This is a genomic window from Paeniglutamicibacter psychrophenolicus (genome assembly GCF_030812255.1).
GTDB lineage: Bacteria > Actinomycetota > Actinomycetes > Actinomycetales > Micrococcaceae > Paeniglutamicibacter > Paeniglutamicibacter psychrophenolicus_A.
In genome coordinates this window covers 196,128-210,753 of sequence record NZ_JAUSSH010000002.1, presented here as the reverse complement: position 1 = coordinate 210,753, position 14,626 = coordinate 196,128, and the positions used below count along the sequence as shown (strand labels likewise).

At 67.3% G+C, this 14,626-nt stretch carries 16 protein-coding genes; 11 read left to right on the top strand and 5 right to left on the bottom strand.

Annotated elements, in window-relative coordinates:
- Window positions 1-62: 62 nt before the first annotated feature.
- From J2T21_RS04060 to J2T21_RS04040, 5 genes are all read right to left on the bottom strand, one after another.
- The gene (locus tag J2T21_RS04060; protein WP_307578757.1) at window positions 63-1,058 is read right to left on the bottom strand and encodes an ABC transporter substrate-binding protein; all 996 of its coding nucleotides are present in this window, start codon (window positions 1,056-1,058) and stop codon (window positions 63-65) included.
- A gap of 231 nt (window positions 1,059-1,289) precedes the next feature.
- Window positions 1,290-1,745, bottom strand: a complete 456-nt coding sequence (locus tag J2T21_RS04055) for a MaoC family dehydratase (RefSeq protein ID WP_307578755.1) — start codon at window positions 1,743-1,745, stop codon at window positions 1,290-1,292.
- A gap of 73 nt (window positions 1,746-1,818) precedes the next feature.
- A complete protein-coding gene (locus J2T21_RS04050) occupies window positions 1,819-3,006 on the bottom strand; it encodes an acyl-CoA dehydrogenase family protein (RefSeq protein WP_307578753.1) in 1,188 nt (395 codons plus the stop codon).
- Window positions 3,003-3,896, bottom strand: a complete 894-nt coding sequence (locus J2T21_RS04045; protein WP_307578751.1) for an amidohydrolase family protein — start codon at window positions 3,894-3,896, stop codon at window positions 3,003-3,005. The genes J2T21_RS04050 and J2T21_RS04045 overlap by 4 nt, the downstream gene beginning before the upstream one ends.
- 17 nt (window positions 3,897-3,913) lie before the next feature.
- Complete coding sequence (locus J2T21_RS04040; RefSeq protein WP_307578748.1) at window positions 3,914-4,840, bottom strand: SDR family oxidoreductase; 927 nt, start codon at window positions 4,838-4,840, stop codon at window positions 3,914-3,916.
- A 128-nt stretch (window positions 4,841-4,968) separates the two neighbouring features.
- Between J2T21_RS04040 and J2T21_RS04035 the strand changes: the two genes are divergently transcribed.
- The 11 genes from J2T21_RS04035 to pcaC all read left to right on the top strand — a co-directional run bounded on the left by J2T21_RS04035 (window position 4,969) and on the right by pcaC (window position 14,562).
- Window positions 4,969-5,436, top strand: coding sequence for a MarR family winged helix-turn-helix transcriptional regulator (locus J2T21_RS04035; RefSeq protein ID WP_307578746.1), 468 nt, complete (start codon window positions 4,969-4,971; stop codon window positions 5,434-5,436).
- Window positions 5,437-5,525: 89 nt separating this feature from the next.
- Entirely contained in the window at window positions 5,526-5,936 is a 411-nt protein-coding gene (locus J2T21_RS04030) for a TOBE domain-containing protein (protein ID WP_307578744.1), read from the top strand.
- Complete coding sequence (modA, locus tag J2T21_RS04025) at window positions 5,933-6,736, top strand: molybdate ABC transporter substrate-binding protein (protein WP_307578743.1); 804 nt, start codon at window positions 5,933-5,935, stop codon at window positions 6,734-6,736. The genes J2T21_RS04030 and modA overlap by 4 nt, the downstream gene beginning before the upstream one ends.
- A 4-nt stretch (window positions 6,737-6,740) precedes the next feature.
- Complete coding sequence (locus tag J2T21_RS04020) at window positions 6,741-7,559, top strand: ABC transporter permease (RefSeq protein WP_307578741.1); 819 nt, start codon at window positions 6,741-6,743, stop codon at window positions 7,557-7,559.
- Entirely contained in the window at window positions 7,560-8,606 is a 1,047-nt protein-coding gene (locus J2T21_RS04015; protein ID WP_307578739.1) for a sulfate/molybdate ABC transporter ATP-binding protein, read from the top strand.
- A 466-nt stretch (window positions 8,607-9,072) separates the two neighbouring features.
- Window positions 9,073-10,263, top strand: coding sequence for a 4-hydroxybenzoate 3-monooxygenase (locus J2T21_RS04010; protein ID WP_307578737.1), 1,191 nt, complete (start codon window positions 9,073-9,075; stop codon window positions 10,261-10,263).
- Window positions 10,264-10,321: 58 nt separating this feature from the next.
- On the top strand, window positions 10,322-11,155 hold the full coding sequence (gene pcaH, locus J2T21_RS04005; protein WP_307578736.1) for a protocatechuate 3,4-dioxygenase subunit beta: 834 nt from the start codon (window positions 10,322-10,324) through the stop codon (window positions 11,153-11,155).
- A gap of 1 nt (window position 11,156) precedes the next feature.
- The gene (gene pcaG / locus J2T21_RS04000; protein WP_307578734.1) at window positions 11,157-11,750 is read left to right on the top strand and encodes a protocatechuate 3,4-dioxygenase subunit alpha; all 594 of its coding nucleotides are present in this window, start codon (window positions 11,157-11,159) and stop codon (window positions 11,748-11,750) included.
- A 174-nt stretch (window positions 11,751-11,924) separates the two neighbouring features.
- Window positions 11,925-13,346 (top strand): lyase family protein, encoded by a 1,422-nt coding sequence (locus tag J2T21_RS03995; protein ID WP_307578732.1) that lies wholly within the window; start codon window positions 11,925-11,927, stop codon window positions 13,344-13,346.
- Window positions 13,343-14,158 (top strand): alpha/beta fold hydrolase, encoded by an 816-nt coding sequence (locus J2T21_RS03990; protein ID WP_307578731.1) that lies wholly within the window; start codon window positions 13,343-13,345, stop codon window positions 14,156-14,158. The genes J2T21_RS03995 and J2T21_RS03990 overlap by 4 nt, the downstream gene beginning before the upstream one ends.
- Window positions 14,155-14,562: a 4-carboxymuconolactone decarboxylase gene (pcaC, locus tag J2T21_RS03985; protein WP_307578729.1), complete on the top strand. Its 408-nt coding sequence runs from the start codon at window positions 14,155-14,157 to the stop codon at window positions 14,560-14,562. The genes J2T21_RS03990 and pcaC overlap by 4 nt, the downstream gene beginning before the upstream one ends.
- The last annotated feature ends 64 nt before the right edge of the window (window positions 14,563-14,626 follow it).

Below are 14,626 nucleotides of genomic sequence, written 5' to 3'. Positions count from 1 at the left end.
GGTGCCTTTCCCGTGTGCCGGCCGGATGGCCGGCACACCTTCTTGGAACGTTGTTGTCGGTACTACTTGACCGTCATGGCCGCGACGTCGGGTGCCTTGGAGAGGAACTTCAGCTTGGCGGCCAGCTCGGCCAGCTTGGCGAGCTGGTCGCTGGGCACCACGCCGTCCCAGGTTTCCATCTTCAGGTTCTCGGCCACCTTGGCGTCCATCTTCATGAACTCGGGCAGCATGGCCTTGGCCCCGGCCTGGTCGGCTTCTGCAGCGGCGAGGGTTTCGGTCATGGCTGCCTTGAAGTCGGCGACGACTTCGGGCTTCTCCTGGGCGAACTTGCCGCTGGTGAAGCTGACCATGGTTGGCAAGCCGGGGATGGCCTTCTGGTTCGGGTAGCCGAGCAGTGCGTTGTCCGGGTTCGCCAGCGCCTTGGACAGGAAGGGCTCCGGGAGCCAGACTGCGTCCATGTTCCCGCGGTCGAGCTGGGCTTCCATGTCCGGGAACGGCATCTCGGAGAATTTCAGGGCCCCCGAGTCCCCGCCGTCGATCGTTGCGGATTCCATGATGGTCAGGTCGCCCTGCGTCTTCAGCGCGTTCACCGAGGTGGTCTTGCCGGCCAGGCCGGCAAAGTCCTTGATGCCCGAATCGGCACGCACGACCACGCCGTTGATGTCGTCCCCTTCGGCCTTGGAGTCGGAGTAGCCCGAGACGATTTTCATGTCCAGGCCCTTGTCGACCGCGGTCAGTACCGAGAGCGGGTTGCCGACGGCGAAGTTGAGGTCGCCGGTGGAGACGGCCGGAAGCATGGCCGCACCGGCGGAGCTGGTGGTGAACTCGACGTCGAGTCCGTGCTTTTCGAAGATGCCCTTGTCGATTCCGTATTTCACGGCAACTGACGGTGCGATCGGCAGGACGCCGACGACAACCTTGGTCAGTCCGTCGGAGCCGGCGGCGGCGGCTCCGGTATCCGAGGCGGCGGAGCCGGAGGGCGATCCCTGGCCGCAACCGGTCAGTGCGAGAGCTGCAATCGATGCCCCGGCGAGGATGGTGGACAAACGCTTCTTCATGGATGCTCCTTGGTGAAAAATGATGGGCCAGGCACCTACGCCCCAACCGCGAGATTCTGTGACCCCTGCCACATAAGACAATCTAAGCACAATCATTGAAAAAATCAATAGTTGTCACTTTTGCGCACCTGGGATGGCTGAATGTGACGCCACATTCGGGCCAGCGACCTTGCGCCACTACGGCAAAGGCCGGGAACACCCCCCAGCGGGCTCCCGGCCTTTTGCTGGATACTAGGCGTAGAAACGGTAAATGCCGCGCGACACCACTGCGGGCTTCGGTGCGCCCTCGACCTCGACAACCTGGTCGACGGCGATCTGGTAGCCGCCCTTGACCTCTTCGACCTCGGCGATCTGCGCTTTCATGCGAATCTGCGCGCCCACCGGCACCGGCGAGGGGAAGCGGACCTTGTCCAGGCCGTAGTTCACGCGGGTGGAGACGCCAGTGACGTCAAAGAGCTCGGACCAGAAGGCGATCTGCAGGCTCAGCGAGAGGTAGCCGTGGGCAATCGGGCCGCCGAAGGGGCCGTCCTTGGCCTTTTCCGGGTCGGTGTGGATCCATTGGTGGTCGTCGGTCGCGTCGGCGAACGTGTTGACCTGGTCCTGGGTGACGGTGCGGAAATCGCTGTAGCCCAGGTCGGTGCCGGCGGCGGTTGCGAGCTGCTCGTAGGAAAGTACTGTCTGGCCCATGATGGGTACTCCTTTAATTAAGTGGCTGTTGCTGAAGTGTTTGGCAAAAGGCTTGGTGGTGCCGGAGTCTTTCTTAGCGGAAGGCCCCGATGCCGGTGATGGCCCGGCCGAGGATCAACGCGTTGATCTCGTCGGTGCCCTCGTAGGAATAGATGGCCTCGGCATCGGCGTGGAAGCGGGCGACGTCGTAGTCCAGCACGATGCCGTTGCCCCCGCAGATCTCCCGTGCCAGGGCCGCGGTCTCCCGGAGCATGCGCGCGGTGAACATCTTGGCCATGGCCGAGTTCTCGTCCTTGTAGATGCCCTCTTCCTGCGCCTGGGTCAGGCTGACCACCATGGCCAGGGAGGCCGTCACATTGGTGAGCATCGTGGCGAGCTTTTCCTGGATCAGCTGGAAGGACACCAGCGGCTTGCCGAACTGGTGGCGCTCGGTGACATACTTCAGCGCCGCCTCGTAGGCGCCGGCCGCCGCTCCGGCGGCGATCCAGGCGACGTCCGAGCGCATGTTGCGCAGGCAGGCGGCGACATCGGCGAATGAGTTGATGTTCGCCAGCCGCGCCGAGTCCGGAACCCCGACGTCAACCAACTCGATGTCGGCGTTCTGCATGATCCGCAAGCTGGTCTTGCGCTCGATCTTGCTCAGCTTCACCCCCGGCGCGTCGGTGGGCACCAGGAAGCACTTGACCTTCGAATCGGCGGTGTCGCGGGCGAAGACCGCCAGCACGTCGGCCTGGGCCGCACCGCCGATCCAGCGCTTGGCGCCGTTGATCACCCAGCGCCCGCCCTGGCCGTCGTCCGTGAAGGTGGCCCGGGTTTCCAGTCCTCCGGCGATGTCCGAGCCGTGGTCCGGCTCGGTGAGCGCGAAGACGCCCTTGTACTCGTAGGAGGCGATGCGCGGGTCCAGTTCGGCGACCTGCTCCGTGCTTCCGCCCAGGTTCACCGTGGTGCGGAACAGCCCGGACTGGGCGTTGTAGAAGGTGACGACCGAGGCATCCACCCGGGCCAGCTCGAAGTTCCGGAAGCCGCCAAAGAGGCCGCGGACCTTTTCGCCGGCGGCCAGCACCTCGGCCGGGCGCATCATGTCCAGCTCGATCAGCGGGGCGATGATCGATTCTGGGAACTCGCCGCGGTCCCAGTGGTCGTTGAGCACCGGGCGCACGTGCTCATCGAGCACGGCGCGCAGGCGCAGCAGCGCCGCGCGCTCGGCATCGGTCAGCAGCCGGGCAAAGCCGTACTGGTCGCTGGGGTAGAAATCGGTCATTGCTTGTCCAGTCCCAGCACCCGCACCGCGTTGTCCTTGAGGATGCCCGGGCGCACTTCGTCCTTCAGCGGCAGCTCGGCGAAGGCGCGAAGCCACTTTTCGGGGGTGATCAGCGGGTAGTCGGTGCCGAAAAGCACCTTGCGGGAGAGCACGTTGTTGCTCATCTTCACCAAGGACTCCGGGAAGTACTTCGGGCTCCAGCCCGACAGGTCGATGAACACGTTCGCCTTGTGCGTGGCGATCGAGTTCGCCTCGTCCTGCCACGGCACCGAGGGGTGGGCCATGATGATCACAAGGCCCGGGAAGTCCGCGGCCACGTCGTCGAGCAGCAGCGGGTTGGAGTAGCGCAGCTTGATGCCTCGCCCACCGGGAAGCCCGGCGCCCATGCCGTTCTGCCCGGTGTGGAAGATGCACGGGCGCCCGATTTCCTCAAGCGCCGCCCACAGCGGGTAGAACTCCTCGCTCGAGGGGTCGAAGCCCTGCAGCGAGGGATGGAACTTGAAGCCGCGCACCCCGAGCACGTCCGCCTGGCGGCGCGCCTCGGTGATCGCGGCCGGGCCGGTGCGCGGGTCGACGGAGCCGAAGGGGATCAGCACGTCGTTGTTGCGCGCGGCCCCGGCCACCAGGTCGTCGATGGAGTTCGGCTCGTGGCCCAGCGCGGTGCGGGCATCGACGGTGAAGAGCACCGCGGCCATCTTCGCCTCGCGGTAGAGCTGCGCGATGCGGTCCACCGAGGGGGTGCGCTCCGCGGACTTGAAGTACGCGGCCGAGGCCTCGAAGAGGTCCTCGGGCATGGCCTTGTGCCCGCAGTCGTCGACCTCGAGGTGCACGTGCATGTCGATCGCGGTGACCGCGTCGAGGTCGATCCTGGCTTCGTAGCGAACGCTCATCGTGATGGTGGTGCTTTCTACTTGGCTGCCGGTTCGGGCTGCAGCTCGGCCGGCAGCTCCGGGAACTTTTCGCCGACCGACTGCAGGTTGTCCGCAAACGGGAAGCGTTCGAGCAAGGTGGCGTAGTCCCAGCCGCCGTCGTTGAATTCCGAGGCAATCGCCTCCGGGTGGCTCCACAGCTGCAGGCGGTCCCCGCCGGCGCCGATGGCCTGGCCGGTGATGTTGCCGGCCTGCTCGGAGGCGAGGAAGGCGATGAGTCCTGCAACGTCGTCGGCGGTGCCGAAGCCCAGTTCCTTGCGGAAGAAGTCCGGCATGGCCTCGCCGCGCTCGTCGGCCTCGACGGCCTTGGCGAAGAACGGCACGGTCTTGGTCATGGCGGTGGCGGCCACCGGGATGACGGCGTTGACGGTGACGCCGGCGCGCTTCATTTCCATGGCCCAGGTGCGCACCATGCCCACGATGCCGGCCTTTGCGGCGGCGTAGTTGGTTTGGCCGAAGTTGCCGCGCTGGCCGGTGGGCGAGCCGATGGTGATGATGCGGCCGGCGATGTTGTTTTCCTTGAAGTAGCCGTAGGCCTCGCGGACGCAGGTGAAGGTGCCGCGCAGGTGCACGTTGATGACCAGGTCGAAATCCTCGTCGGTCATCTTCAACAGCGACTTGTCGCGCAGCACCCCGGCGTTGGTGACCAGGATGTCCAGGCGCCCGAAGTTTTCCACGGCCGCGGCCACCAGGGACTTGGCGGTTTCGGTGGACCCGACGGGAGCCACGACCGCCACGGCTTTGCCGCCGGCCGCGGTGATCGAGGTGACCGCCTCGGCGGCCACGTCGGCATCCACGTCGTTGACGACCACGGCAGCACCCTGGCGGGCGAGTTCCTGCGCGTAGCTCAGGCCAAGTCCGCGGCCGCTGCCGGTAACGATTGCAACTTTTCCAGCCAGTGACATGTCTGTTCCTTCGAGGGTAGTTATTGCCCCCGCCGACCCTGTCGTGGGAACCTTGCTATATACATAACAACTTAAACTCTTGATAAAGTCAACGATTAAGTTTCTTATCAATCTCGAGGGGCAGCACCATGGCAACCAAGCCGGGCACCACCATGAACACCATTGACCGATTCCTGTCCAGCGAACTGGCGGGCGAAATCGAGTTTCTCACCGCCCGCACCCGCTCACTGGGATCGGCGCGGGCCAACAAGCTCCTCGAGCCACTTGACCTCAAGGTCCGCTCCTACTCGGTGCTCTCGCTGGCCTGCAGCGGACTGGCACCCACACAGCGGGAACTGGCCGAATTCCTCTCGCTGGATCCGAGCCAGATCGTGCCACTGGTCGACCAGCTGGAAGGCCGGGGCCTGGTGGAGCGAACCGCCGACCCCAACGACCGCCGCTCCAAGGTCATCACCGGCACGACATCCGGCGAGCAGCTTTACACCAAGGCGCGCAAGGCCACCGCCGAGGGCGAGGCCGTTGCCATGACGAATCTGAGCAAGGCAGAACAAGAGACCCTGCGCGACCTGCTCTCGCGGATCGCTTTTCGCGACTAACCGCTTCGAGGCACCTGGAAATACGGGCACTTTTCCCGATTTGCGCGCTTTAGGTCCCATTACCGCCGCAAATGAGGCACCATGGGAGTATGCCGAAAATTCGCGTCTCCGAAGCAGCCCGCTTTCTCGGGGTCAGCGACGACACCATTCGCCGCTGGACCGAGAACGGAAACCTCACCCCGCAGAAGGACGCCTCGGGCCGGCTGGCCGTCGACGGGCTCGAGCTGGCCCACCTCGCCCGGAACCAGGCCCACCTGCCGGATGACCCCTCGCAGATCGGTTCCTCCGCACGCAACCGATTCGTCGGGCTGGTCACCGCCATCACCATGGACACCGTGATGGCGCAGGTCGAGCTGCAATGCGGTCCCTTCCGCGTGGTCTCGCTGATGAGCAGCGAGGCTGCCCGGGAACTGGACCTCAAGCCGGGGTCCATTGCCACCGCCGTGGTCAAGGCGACCACCGTCATCATCGAATCCCCGCAGGGAAAGACTGCGATATGAGTTTCCTGGGCAAAAGCATGGCCACACTCGTCATGGCAGGGGCGCTCATCGCCTCGCTCGCCGGATGTTCCCCGGGCACCGCAAGCGACGCCTCGTCCAACTCCCCCGGCACCGGGCCCACCGGAAGCATCACGGTATTTGCCGCGGCCTCCTTGAAATCCACGTTCACGCAGCTGGCTGACAACTTCGAGGCCAGCCACCCCGGCACCACCGTCCACCTGAGTTTCGCCGGATCCTCGGACCTGGTCACCCAGATCACCGCCGGCGCCCCGGCCGATGTCTTCGCCTCGGCCGACACCAAGAACATGTCCAAGCTCCAAGACGCCGGCCTGGTGGCCGGCACGCCCGTCGATTTCGCCACCAATACCCTTCAAATCGCGGTTCCCCCGTCCAACCCCGCCTCAATCACGTCTTTTGCCGACCTGGCCAGACCCGGCCTCAAGCTGGTCATCTGCGCATCCCAAGTCCCGTGCGGGGCCGCGACCAAGGCCGTCGAAGAATCCGCCGGAGTGACGCTCGCCCCGGTCAGCGAGGAATCCTCCGTCACCGACGTACTGGGCAAGGTGACCAGCGGCGAGGCCGACGCGGGGCTGGTCTACGTCACCGACGTCTTGGCTGCCGGGGACAAGGCCAAGGGCATCGAATTCCCCGAGTCTTCCGCTGCCGTGAATACCTACCCGATCGCCACCATGGCCACCAGCAAGAACAAGGAACTCGCGGATGCCTTCATCGCCTCGGCCACCGGGCCCGAGGGCCGCAAGGTCCTGGCCGCCGCCGGCTTCGGAAACCCGCGGGGCTAGAGGGATGCGTCGACGAAGCGGTACCGGATACACCGCGGTCCCCCCGTGGATCTATGCGTTCGCAGCCGTGGGTGCGCTTTTTGTCATGCTCCCGCTGGTTGCCATGGCCGCGAAAATCAACTGGGCCCAGTTCATCCCGCTGATCACCTCCGAGTCCTCGCTGACCGCGCTGGGGCTGTCACTGCGCACCTCGGCGGCCAGCACGGCGCTGTGCATCGTGCTGGGCATTCCGCTGGCACTGGTGCTGGCCCGCGGCGATTTCCCGGGCCAGCGTGTGCTGCGCGCCTTCGTGCTGCTGCCCCTGGTGCTGCCGCCCGTGGTCGGCGGCATCGCCCTGCTCTACACCTTTGGTCGCCAGGGCCTGTTGGGCCGGTCCCTGGAGCTGGCCGGGATCCAGATCGCATTTTCCACCACTGCGGTTATCCTGGCCCAGACCTTCGTCGCCCTGCCCTTCCTGGTGGTCAGTCTCGAGGGCGCGCTGCGCACCGCGGGCGGCAGATACGAGGCGGTCGCGGCGACGCTGGGGGCCCGTCCCACCACGGTGCTGCGCCGCGTGACCCTGCCGCTGGTGCTTCCCGGACTGGCCTCCGGAGCGGTACTTTCCTTTGCCCGCAGCCTCGGGGAATTCGGGGCGACCCTCACGTTCGCCGGCTCCCTGCAGGGCGTCACCCGGACCCTGCCGCTGGAGATCTACTTGCAGCGCGAGACCGACGCGGATGCCGCGGTGGCACTGTCCCTGGTGCTGGTTGCCGTGGCCGTCATCGTCGTGGCCCTGTCCTACCGTTCGCCGCGCGGGCGCCAGGCCATGGCGGGGGCAAGCTAGGTGGGGCTCCGGTTCGAGGCCGCGCTGAAATCCCGGAACTTCGAGGTTGCCCTGGAGCTGGCCCCTGGTGAGACCCTGGCGGTGCTGGGCCCCAACGGGGCGGGCAAATCCACGTTGCTGTCCATCATTGCCGGGCTGCTGCGCCCGGACTCGGGCAGCGCGACGATCGGCGAGCGCACCCTCTTTGACCTCGCTTCCAGCCGGTCCACCTGGGTGGCGCCGCACGACCGGGGCACCGCGCTGCTGGCGCAGGAGCCCCTGCTCTTTCCGCACCTGAGTGTGCTGGAGAACGTGGCCTTCGGCCCGCGCAGCACCGGCACCCCCGCGGCCGAGGCCAGAAGCGTGGCGCGCCAATGGCTCGCCTCCACCGACACCGGGGCGCTGGAATCCCGGCGCCCCGGCGAGCTGTCCGGGGGCCAGGCGCAGCGGGTCGCCGTGGCCCGGGCGCTGGCTGCCGGTCCGGACCTGTTGCTGCTCGATGAGCCCATGGCCGCGCTGGACATCCATGCCGCGCCCCTGATGCGCCGGCTGCTGAAGCACGTGCTGGCAGGCCGCAGCGCCATCATCATCACCCACGACGTGCTCGATGCCCTGATGCTCGCCGAAAGGGTCATCGTCATGGAGGATGGGCGCATCACCGAGGCCGGGGCCACCCGTGAGGTGCTCAACAGGCCGCGTTCCCGCTTTGCCGCCGGGCTCTCCGGGCTGAACCTGCTCACCGGCACGGCCCGCACCGAGGGGATCGACACCCGCTACGGACTGGTCTCCGGAACCCCCGAGGGGACGGTGTCGCCGGGCGTCCCGGCGGCGGCGGCCTTCCACCCCTCGGCGGTCTCGGTGTACCTGGATCCGCCGCACGGCAGCCCGCGGAACATGCTTCGCGCCACCATCACCGATCTGGAACCCCACGGGGATGCGATCCGGGTGCGGGCCGGCGACCTGGCCGCGGACATCACCCCGGCGGCGCTGGCCGACCTCGGGCTGGCGCCCGGAATGCGGGCCTTCTTCGTGCTCAAGGCCACCGCCGTCACGATCTATTCCACCTGAAACCGGACGCTGCCCCGTCCCGCGCCGTTACGATTGCCAATGTGACACGCAGCCCGCAGGAACCCGTAGGCATGGACTTCCTTGTTAAGGAAAATCAGCCCGAGCCGTGAGGCGAGCGGGCTGATCATGATGCAACGAGCCTAGCAGAATTCCATCGAATATCAGTGGCAAGCCGTTCAAATCTGGAGCACTCGCTCATGTACGCAAAGCCACCCAGGATTCCTTGACGCCGCTCTGGAGCAGGGCGGCACCGTAGAGTCATTCCCGCCTACGTTCAGCATCTCCATGAATCACCAGAAAATACATTCTCATTCAATGAGATGTGGCATGTGCTTTGTGTGCCGGCGCCCACAGACTGTTTGCAGACGGATCACATTCATTCGGCTTCCCCAGGTTTCCCGCGCGACGACGCACGGCCGCCGGCAGGGGGAACCGCCACCGACGCACCAAAGGACTCAATCGCCCCATGGCCACAGAGCGCACCATCCTCAAGACCCAGGTCGGCATCGTCGGCGGTGGCCCCGCCGGCCTGATGCTCTCGCACCTATTGGCCAAGACCGGCATCGAGAACCTCGTCGTGGAATCCCGCGACCACGAGACCATCCGCAACACCCACCGCGCCGGCATCCTCGAGGCGGGCTCGGTCAAGATGCTCACCGACACCGGGGTCGAGGGCCGGGTGCTCACGCACGGGGACGAGCACGCGGGGATCGACCTTCGCTTCAACGGCGAATCCCACCCGCTGGATTTCACCGACCTGGTCGACGCCACCGTCACGCTGTACGCGCAGAACGAGGTCTTCGTCGACCTCGCCGCGGCCCGGGCGCGCGACGGAGGGGACGTGCGCTACTCCGCCGAGGTCACCGCGGTCTTCGACCTGGAAACCGAGACCCCGAAGTTCCACTTCACCGATGCCGAGGGCAACGCCTTCGAGGTGCACTGCGACATCCTGGTCGGCGCCGACGGCTCGCGCAGCTTCTGCCGCCGCGCAGTCCCCGGAACCCAGGATTTCAAGATCGAGTACCCCTTCGCCTGGTTCGGCATCCTCACCGAGGCCCCCAAGTCCGCACCCGAGCTCATCTACGCCAACTCCCCGCACGGCTTCGCGCTGATCTCCCAGCGAAGCGAAACCGTCCAGCGCATGTACTTCCAGTGCGACCCCAACGAGGACGTAAACACCTGGAGCGAGGACCGCATCTGGTCCGAGCTGCAGCGCCGCGTCGACGGGCCGGACGGGTTCACGCTGAAGACCGGAAACATCTTCGACAAGACGGTGCTGAAGTTCCGCTCCTTCGTGCGCGAACCGCTTTCCCACGGCCGGATGTTCCTGATCGGGGACGCCGGGCACACCGTCCCGCCCACCGGCGCCAAGGGCCTGAACCTGGCCTTCGCAGACGTCAAGGTGCTCTTCGAGGCGCTGGATTCCTTCTACGCCACCCGGAACGACACGCTGCTGCACGGCTATTCCGACCTGGCGCTGAAGCGCGTGTGGAAGGCGCAGAACTTCTCCTACTGGATGACCTCGATGCTGCACACCCCGGTGGACGCGGACCCGTTCATGGCCAAGCGCGCCCTGGGCGAGCTCGACACCGTGACCTCCTCGCGCTACGGGCAGCAATACCTGGCCGAGTCCTACACCGGCTGGCCGCACTCCTAGCCTTCACCCCCGCCTTTTCTCCACCACACCCGCACGCCCCCACCGAAAGGAGCACGCAGTGAGCACCGAAACGACCTCGAACGAAGCCTTCACCGATTCGCACGTGCTGGATCCCGCAGCCACCGCCGACTCGCAGGAATCCATCAGCAAGGAAATCACCGACATCCACGCCGCCTACCGCCAGTCCGTTGTTGACGGGGCGAAGGCCGAGACGCAGCCGCGCATCGACTTCGCGCCCTACCGCTCCTCGCTGCTGCGCCACCCCACCAAGAGCCTGCACCACGCGGATCCCGAGACCATCGAGCTGCACTCCCCCGCCTTCGGCGAGCGCGACGTGCACGCCCTGGAATCGGATTTGACCATCCAGCACAACGGCGAGCCGATCGGCGAGCGCATCGTCGTGGCCGGCCGCGTGCTCGACGGCGACGGCCGCCCGGTCGCCGGCCAGCTCGTGGAAATCTGGCAGGCCAACGCCGCCGGCCGCTACATCCACAAGCGCGACCAGCACCCGGCCCCGATCGACCCGAACTTCACCGGCGTGGGCCGCGCGATCACCGGCCCCAACGGCGAGTACTCCTTCACCACCATCAAGCCGGCGCCCTACCCGTGGAAGAACCACCACAACGCCTGGCGCCCGGCGCACATCCACTTCTCGCTCTTCGGCACCGACTTCACCCAGCGCATGATCACCCAGATGTACTTCCCGGGCGACCCGCTGTTCAGCCTCGACCCGATCTACCAGGCCATCACCGACGCCGAGGCACGCGACCGCCTGGTCGCCACCTACGACCACTCGATCACGTCCCACGAATGGGCCACCGGCTACAACTGGGACATCGTACTCACCGGCAGCAACCGGACCTGGATGGAAGACGAAGAGGGAGATCACTAACATGACGCAGGCATCCAACACCCAGGCACCCGCGCTGAAGCTCGCCCCCACCCCGGGCCAGACCATCGGCCCGTTCTACGGCTACGCGCTGCCCTTCGACAAGGACAACGAGCTGGTCAACCAGGCCCGCCCCGGCGCGGTACGCCTGCACGGCGTGGTCACCGACGGCGCCGGCACCCCCATTCCCGACGCGCTGCTGGAAATCTGGCAGGCCGACGAGGACGGCAACGTGGTTTCGAAGGACGGCTCGCTGGTGCGCGACGGCTACACCTTCACCGGCTGGGGCCGCACCGCGGTGGACAACGTCGGGCACTACACCTTCACCACGCTGAACCCCGGGGCCACCGAGGAGGGCAAGGCACCGTTCATCATGCTCACGGTCTTCGCCCGCGGCCTGCTCAACCGCCTGTTCACCCGCATCTACCTGCCCGAGGACACCGCGGCGCTGGCCAACGATCCGCTGCTGGCCTCGCTGGATGAGGCCGGGCGCAAGACGCTGATCGCCACCCGCGAGGCCGACGGCTCGCTGCGCTTCGACATCTCGCTGCAGGGCGAGGGCGAAACCGTGTTCCTGTCCTACCCGCGCGAGTCGTAAAACGCGCACACCTTTTGGCCCCCGCCTGCCGCAGAACTCGCCGTTCCGTCCCCGAACCGGGATGATGGAAAGTGCGCCTTCCGGCACCGCGGGGGCTTTGGGGGTTCACCCCCAGGAGTTCCCGGGCCTACCCGGAACCGCAGAAGCCACCTTGTCCCACCCCCTCCCAAGGAGATGCAGCAGCGAATGTACCCGGTCGATTACGGATTGCTGACCCCCGCCTGGGCGGCAACACCAGTTGCCGAAACTGCCTCGGATGCCGCCTTCGCCCAGGGCATGCTCGACGTTGAAGCCGCCTGGGCCAGGGTCCAGGCCGAGGCCGGGCTCTGCAGCCAGGCGGACGCCGATGCTGTCACCGCCATCGCCAAGGTCGAGCTCTACGACCTGGGCGCGCTGGCCCAGCGCGGGCCCGATGGAGCCAACGCGTTGATCCCGCTGCTGGGCATGATGCGCGAACAGCTCGCCGCCTCAGGTGCCCCGTCCACCGCGGCGCTGGCCCTGCACCGCGGCGCCACCAGCCAGGACATCATCGACAGCGCGCTGATGCTCCTTGCGTCCCGCTCCATCGCGGCCATTCGCACCGACCTGCTCGCCGCAGCCGCGGCGCTTTCGGACCTCTCCCACCAGCACGCCGCCACCCTCTGCGTGGCCCGCTCGCTGACCCAGCACGCGCTGCCCACCGTCTTCGGGCTGCGTGCCGCCAACTGGCTCGCCGCCCTCACCGCGGCCGGCCGCCAACTCGACGCCGCCGCGGCGTCGCTGCCACTGCAGTGGGGCGGAGCGGTGGGCACGCTGGCCTCGCTGCACCAGCGCCTGGGCGCGGCCCTGCCCTACAAGTCCGACCACCAGCTCTCGGCCCGCGCCGCCGAGCTCGCCGCGAACCTCGCCGCCGAGCTCGGACTGGCCGCACCCGCGGCCCCGTGGCACACCGTGCGCCAGCCGGTCCTGTCGCTGGGCTCCGCGCTGGCCTCCGTGGCCGCGGCAACCGGCACCTTCGGCGCCGACGTGCTCACCGCCTCCCGCCCCGAAATCGGCGAGCTGTCCGAACCCCGCGAGGCCGGCAAGGGCGGATCCTCGGCCATGCCGCAGAAGCAGAACCCCGTGCACTCGGTGCTGCTGCGCAATGCCGCGCTGGCCGCCCCCGCGCACCTGGCTACGCTGTACACCGCGGCCGGCACGGCCGTGGACGAGCGCCCCGACGGCGGCTGGCACACCGAGTGGTCCGCCCTGCGCGAGCTGCTGAGGCTGGCCGGCGGCGCCGCGCACCACGCTTCGGTCCTGGCCGCGGGCCTGGAGGTGCACCCCGGGGCCATGTCCCGGAACATGGCCCTGTCCGGGGACCTTCTGGTCTCCGAACGCATCTCCACCGTCGCCGCACCCCTGGTGGCAGGCGGCAAGGCGGCCGTGCAGGAGCTGGTCCTAGAATCCCTGCGCACCGGCACCCCGCTGCGCACCCTGTTGCAGGGCGTTCTGCCCTCGGACATGGACAATCAGCTGTTCCTGGACGATCTGCTGGACCCGGCCGGCTATCTGGGTTCGGCCGCCGACTTCATCACCCGCATCCGCGAAGACTACACGAATTGGAAGGACTCATGAGCATTCCCGCACTGACCCCGTCCCTGCTGCACCAAGCAGCCGACCTCCCCACCCTGGTGCTGGGCCCCTCGCTGGGCACCGGCTCGCTGGCCCTCTGGGGCCCGGCGGTCCCGTACCTCAGGGAGCGCTTCCAGCTCGTGGCCTGGGACTTGCCCGGCCACGGCGAATCCGCGCCCTCCACCGGGGACTTCTCGATGGCCGAGCTGGCCTCCGGCGTGATCAAGATGCTCGAGGCGCTGGAAACCGACGGCGTGATTGTCCCCGGGACCCCGCTGTTCTACACGGGCGTTTCCGTGGGCGGGGCCATCGCGCTGCAGCTGGCCAACGACTTCCCCGGCACCTTTGCCGGGCTGTCTGTCATCTGCTCCGCTGCGAAGATCGGCACCCCGGAGGGCTGGAGGGAACGCGCCGAACTCGTGGCCAAGGCCGGCACACCGGTGGTCGTCACCGGATCGGCCGAGCGCTGGTTCGCCCCGGGCTTCATCGAGGCCAACCCTGTCATCTCCACCGACCTCTTGCACAACCTCCAGGACGCGGACCGCTTCGCCTACGCCCACGTCTGCCGCGCCCTGGCCGGCTTCGACCTGCGCGAGGCACTGCCGGGCATGAAGGATCCGATCCTGGCCATCGCCGGCGCCCACGACGTGGTCTGCCCGCCGGCCGACGCGCAGTTCATCGCCGAGCACGCCCCGAACGCCCGGGCGGCCACCATCGACACCGTCGCGCACCTGGCCCCGGCTGAGGACCCGGAGGCGACCTCCGTACTTCTCGTGGAGTTCTTTGCTTCCGCCACCGCGGAGAAGACCGCATGAGCGCCGCCGAGCGCCTCCCCGGCGACAGCTACGACGCCGGTCTGGAGGTCCGCAAGCAGGTCCTGGGCACCGAGCACGTCGCCCGCGCCACCGCGAACTCGACCAACTTCACCGACGAGTTCCAGGAAATGATCACCCGCTACGCCTGGGGCACCATCTGGACCCGCGACGGGCTGCCGCGCACCACACGCAGTGCCATCACGCTGACCGCACTGATCGCCGGCGGCTACTGGGAAGAGCTGGAAATGCACGTGCACGCGGCCCTGCGCAACGGCATGACCGCCGACGAAATCAAGGAAGTCTTCCTGCAGTCGGCCATCTACTGCTCGGTGCCCGCGGCCAACACCGCGTTCAAGATCGGCAAGGCAGTGCTGGCCGAATACGAAGCGCAGGACGCCAAGTAGGTACCTGATTCAAGGCAAGGCCCCGGGCCCCGACGATTCGGTTGAATTGTCCGGGGCCCGGCGT

Bases quoted from the DNA above. Each gene is read 5' to 3' on its own strand.
- J2T21_RS04030 (WP_307578744.1), top strand. From the start codon at position 5,526: ATGCCGAAAATTCGCGTCTCCGAAGCAGCCCGCTTTCTCGGGGTCAGC.
- J2T21_RS04010 (WP_307578737.1), top strand. From the start codon at position 9,073: ATGGCCACAGAGCGCACCATCCTCAAGACCCAGGTCGGCATCGTCGGC.
- J2T21_RS03995 (WP_307578732.1), top strand. From the start codon at position 11,925: ATGCAGCAGCGAATGTACCCGGTCGATTACGGATTGCTGACCCCCGCC.
- J2T21_RS04020 (WP_307578741.1), top strand. From the start codon at position 6,741: ATGCGTCGACGAAGCGGTACCGGATACACCGCGGTCCCCCCGTGGATC.
- J2T21_RS04060 (WP_307578757.1), bottom strand. From the start codon at position 1,058: ATGAAGAAGCGTTTGTCCACCATCCTCGCCGGGGCATCGATTGCAGCT.
- pcaC (WP_307578729.1), top strand. From the start codon at position 14,155: ATGAGCGCCGCCGAGCGCCTCCCCGGCGACAGCTACGACGCCGGTCTG.
- J2T21_RS03990 (WP_307578731.1), top strand. From the start codon at position 13,343: ATGAGCATTCCCGCACTGACCCCGTCCCTGCTGCACCAAGCAGCCGAC.
- pcaG (WP_307578734.1), top strand. From the start codon at position 11,157: ATGACGCAGGCATCCAACACCCAGGCACCCGCGCTGAAGCTCGCCCCC.
- J2T21_RS04045 (WP_307578751.1), bottom strand. From the start codon at position 3,896: ATGAGCGTTCGCTACGAAGCCAGGATCGACCTCGACGCGGTCACCGCG.
- modA (WP_307578743.1), top strand. From the start codon at position 5,933: ATGAGTTTCCTGGGCAAAAGCATGGCCACACTCGTCATGGCAGGGGCG.
- J2T21_RS04035 (WP_307578746.1), top strand. From the start codon at position 4,969: ATGGCAACCAAGCCGGGCACCACCATGAACACCATTGACCGATTCCTG.
- J2T21_RS04055 (WP_307578755.1), bottom strand. From the start codon at position 1,745: ATGGGCCAGACAGTACTTTCCTACGAGCAGCTCGCAACCGCCGCCGGC.
- J2T21_RS04050 (WP_307578753.1), bottom strand. From the start codon at position 3,006: ATGACCGATTTCTACCCCAGCGACCAGTACGGCTTTGCCCGGCTGCTG.
- J2T21_RS04040 (WP_307578748.1), bottom strand. From the start codon at position 4,840: ATGTCACTGGCTGGAAAAGTTGCAATCGTTACCGGCAGCGGCCGCGGA.